Annotated in this window: 2 protein-coding genes; one reads left to right on the top strand and one right to left on the bottom strand. The window is 74.9% G+C overall.

The annotated features are described in order from the left end of the window. Window positions 1-373 precede the first annotated feature (373 nt). The gene (locus ACTUAL_RS02605) at window positions 374-1,546 is read left to right on the top strand and encodes an AI-2E family transporter (protein ID WP_440899139.1); all 1,173 of its coding nucleotides are present in this window, start codon (window positions 374-376) and stop codon (window positions 1,544-1,546) included. Between the two features lie 81 nt (window positions 1,547-1,627). Here the strand turns inward: ACTUAL_RS02605 and ACTUAL_RS02600 are convergent, their stop codons facing one another. Next, entirely contained in the window at window positions 1,628-2,728 is a 1,101-nt protein-coding gene (locus tag ACTUAL_RS02600; protein WP_440899138.1) for a hypothetical protein, read from the bottom strand. Window positions 2,729-3,346: the final 618 nt, after the last annotated feature.

Raw genomic sequence — 3,346 nt, 5'->3', positions numbered from 1 at the left:
CCAGGAGGTCGCCGTAGGACTCGGCGGAGTACAGCAGCTCCAGGTCGCGGGCGGGCGCGGACGCGGCCTGCTGCGGCAGGGCGACCAGCAGCGCGGAGAGCAGCCCGAGGCAGGCCGCCGAGGAGGAGAACCTGCTGGCGCGCATGTGACCACTCCGGGGTGTGACGGCGGCGGGACCCGGAGTGCACTATCCGACACCGGCCCCGCTCGCACCGGCCGGAAACCCCGAACGGGTGACCTGGGTGGACGGTCGCGTGATCGTGCGCACCACCCGGCCGGGCACCGGCTCGCCTGAGCCGTCCCGACGGCCCCCTCTGGCAGGATCGGCCCGAGGAGCGGCGCGGTGGTCGCGCCGCGATCCGGAGGGAGAGCCGTGTCCGCCACTGACCGCCGTTGGACCGACCGGGGGCAGGCCATCGGCCACGGTGTCACCTGGCTGGCCAGGTGGAGCACCCGGCTCGCGCTGGTCGCGATCGGCGCGTACCTGCTGGGGCTGCTGATCGGCAAGCTCTGGGTCGTGGTCATGCCGGTGCTGCTCGGACTGCTGATCACCACGGTGCTGTGGCCGCCCGCCCGCTGGCTGCGCGCCAAGGGCCTCCCGCCCGCGCTGGCCGCCTCGATCGTGCTGCTGCTCGGGCTCGGCGTGCTCGGCGGGATGATCGCGCTGATCAGCTCCTCCATCGCGTCCGGGGCCGACGACATCGCCGACAGCGCCACCGAGGCGCTCGGCCAGGCCAGGCAGTGGGTGAGCGGGCCGCCGCTGAACCTGGGCGACGGGCAGTTCGACGGGCTGATCCAGAAGGGCGTGCAGCAGCTCCAGGCGAGCATCGGGTCGATCGCGAACAGCCTGCTCACCGGGGTCGGCACGGTCACCTCCGGCGTGGTCACCGGGCTGGTGGCGCTGCTGCTGGCGTTCTTCTTCGTCAAGGACGGTCCCCGGTTCATCCCGTGGCTGCGCGCGCTGGTCGGCGAGCGCGCGGGCGGCCACCTGGCGGTCGTGCTGGACCGGGTGTGGGGCACGCTCGGCGACTTCATCCGCACCCAGGCCATCGTGAGCCTGTTCGACGCGGTGCTCATCGGGCTCGGCCTGGTGTTCCTCGGGGTGCCGCTGGCCATCCCGCTGGCGGCGCTGACGTTCCTGGGCGGGTTCATCCCGATCGTGGGCGCGTTCATCGCGGGCGCGATGGCGGTGCTGGTGGCGCTGGTGAGCAACGGGTTCACCGCCGCGGTGATCATGCTGGTGGTCGTGGTGGCGGTGCAGCAGATCGAGGGCAACGTGCTCCAGCCGATCCTGCAGTCGCGGAGCCTGAAGCTGCACGCGGCCGTGGTGCTGCTGGCGGTCACGGCGGGCAGCAGCCTGTACGGGATCGCGGGCGCGTTCCTGGCGGTGCCGGTGGTGGCGACCGCGGCGGTGGTGACCAGGTACCTGGGCGAGGTGGTCGACGCCCGGCTCGCGCCCGCCGCCGAGGCCGCGCCGGAGGCCGTCGACCACGAGGTGCCGGTGACGCCGGCGAGGAGCGGGGAAGAACCGGCCTCGGGGAAGTGACGCGGGGGCCGGGTGCGCGGGGCGCGCCCGGCCCTCTCGCTTGCGGCGGTTCCGGGTCTCGGGCGGCGGTTCCGGTGGGGCTCAGAAGTCGCGGACGGCCTCGAACCAGCCCAGCGCGGTGTCCCGGTCGACGCCGCCGATCTCGCCCAGCAGCACGGCGGCCTCCGCGGCGTCCTCGCGCTCCCCGGTCTCCACGCCCGGCAGCTCGCCCACCCGGCGCACGAACCCGGTGACCGCCTCCCGCACGTCGCCGCCCCGTCCGATCGCCTTGGACGCCACCTTGAACGCCTTCGTCGCCGCCGCGCCCGTCCTGGGCGCCCAGCCCGCGAACGGCAGCCCGTACTCCTCCACGAACCACGGCCGCTCCCGCAGCTGCGACACGCCGCTGTGCCCGGTCAGCCGCTGCGCGATCGGGCCGCGCAGCTCGGTGCGCAGCCTGCGGCCCACGGCCGCGTCCACGTTCCACGCCAGGAACGAGGTCAGCTCGGGGAACGAGCGCCGCGGCGGAAGCCCGGACCGGTCCGGGCACAAGCGGATCTGGAGCTGCCGCCGCGGCAGCGCCTCCAGCGCGCCGAGGTTCGCCAGCGAGCCGGACAGGGCGAGCGAGCGCAGGCGCGGGAACTGGAGCAGGCTGCGGCAGTCGAACGGCTCGTCCAGCGGGCCGGTGGACACCATCAGGTGGGTCAGGTCGGCCAGCACCGGCAGCCGGGGCAGCGCGCGGGCGGACGTGGCGGGCAGCGCCAGCGCCAGCTCCGGCAGCGCGCCACCGGCGGCGAGCACGAAGTCGGTGGGCGCGCCCTGCAGCGCGACGCGCGGGCACAGCTCGGCGGGCGCGAGCCGCAGGCGGACGCAGTGCCCGCCGGAGTTGACGGTGAGCGAGCCGAACCGGGAGCCGCTCGCGTCGATCACGACGTCCGAGGCGGCCTCGAAGTGCAGCCCCTCCACCCGGCGCGCGCGGGCCCACTCGAACACCGACAGGTCGTTGCCGCGGTAGTCCACCCAGCGCGGCCACAACCCGCCCGCCGGGGTCTCCAGCCCGTCGAGCGCGGTCCAGTCGACCCGGTCGTCGGGCCCGACCACCAGGTCGACCTTGTCCGAGCCGGGCGGCCCCACCGACAGGCTCCCGACACCGGGCCGCCGCACCAGCACGTGGCTGCCCGGCCCGGTCAGCGACACGGACACCCTGCCGTCACCACTCCCAGCGGAAGTCAACCGCGGTCCCCTCGACGTGTGCGATCCCCTCCTCGGACCCGGCGCGAGCACGGGGCCGCCCGGCACGCGCACCGGGCGGCGGGTGCGGTCCCTGCGAACGAGCGCGCCCCCCGACGACCCATGCGCTCGATTATCACCCTCGGATGCCCCCTTTTGGGGCAGAACGGGATCATATGCAGAAGGAGTTTTCCCCGCAGCCGTGCGGAGAACGCGGTGACCTGGTGTTTTCGCGGTGGATGGGAAAGCGCTTGCCGGGAGGGCTGGGCCGATCGGGGGCGGGTGGGGGTGGGATGGCGACCGGGGGGCGGGTGAAGGCGGGAGCGGGACGCCGCCCCGGTGCCTGGCTCGGCCCGGAGTTCCGGGCGGTGGGAACCTCGCCGGTCAGCGTGACCACGCGCCTGTCCAGCGGCGCAGGCGAGGCCGGGGGTTCCCGGCGGCGGGAATCCCGCTGGCCAGCGTGACCACGCACCTGCCCGGCGACGCAGGCGAGACCGGGGATTCCGGACGGCGGGAATCCCGCTGGCCCGCGTGACCACGCACCTGCCCGGCGACGCAGGCGAGACCGGGGATTCCGGACGGCGGGACTCC

Source organism: Actinosynnema sp. (genome assembly GCF_052038725.1).
This window is presented reverse-complemented; position numbering and strand designations above follow the sequence as displayed.